This window comes from Carboxylicivirga linearis (assembly GCF_018271995.1).
Lineage (GTDB): Bacteria > Bacteroidota > Bacteroidia > Bacteroidales > Marinilabiliaceae > Carboxylicivirga > Carboxylicivirga linearis.
Genome location: NZ_JAGUCO010000108.1, coordinates 1 through 845, shown reverse-complemented (window position 1 = coordinate 845; position 845 = coordinate 1). Strand labels below are relative to the sequence as shown.

Here is an 845-nt window from a genome sequence, read left to right as displayed (position 1 = left end):
CCCACCGAAATTAATACGACTATGTTGGATTACAGAGAGCAAATACAAAGCATATACGAGTTTATAAAGCGTTCGGAGGACGAACAAAAGTACCCTTACGCTTACGAAATATACCTGGTTACCGCAGCACAGGAAACAGCACTCACTTCAAGAACCTCCGGAACGGATAAGTTTAACCGTGACATTGAAAGTGCCATTGAAAAAGCAAAGCAGTCGCATGGTTCACTCAGGGTTGATGTGTTTGGAGGCAAAAGCCCCAATGCCAGAAGCCTGAACAGCTATACCGTGAATATCAGCAAGCTTTTAAACCCACCAAAAGAACCTATTGAGAGAGCCGAGATACAAACCATTATCCAGGAGGAAATGAAACAGAGCCAAATCCAAAACAACACCAATGGATTGGGTGAACTAGATTCCCTGTTAGGATTATTTTCAGGAGATAACCCTGCCGTAAAATCAAAGCTTGATGGTCTGTTCGGTGTGTTCAATGCCTTATCGGGCAACAACAAAGAGGTTGAGCGAATCAGTTACCAAAAGCAGTTGGATGATTTTAAGTTCGAGACACGCTACAATACTTTAGAAGAAAAGTATGAGCGTTTACGCAATGAAAACGCTGAACTACGTGCCGAAAAAGACCGCTACCAAAGCGAAAACAGGGAACTAAAAACTGATAAGACAGACCTTGAAAGCCGTCTTGCCGGGTATGCTCCCAATGAAGTAATGAAGCGAGTTGCCACAGGTGCATTGGTCGGTATCGGTTCACGCTTGCTTACCAACAGTCCGAAAACAGCAGAGTTATTAGGGTTATCAGCAGAGGAACTCAAAGGTGCTTTGGGAATGCTTGA

The 845-nt window shown here is 43.8% G+C and carries 1 protein-coding gene; it reads left to right on the top strand.

The features are described 5' to 3' along the window. Positions 1-21: 21 nt before the first annotated feature. Positions 22-845, top strand: an 824-nt coding sequence (locus KEM10_RS23850) for a hypothetical protein (protein WP_212220919.1), incomplete at its 3' end; no start/stop codon positions are given.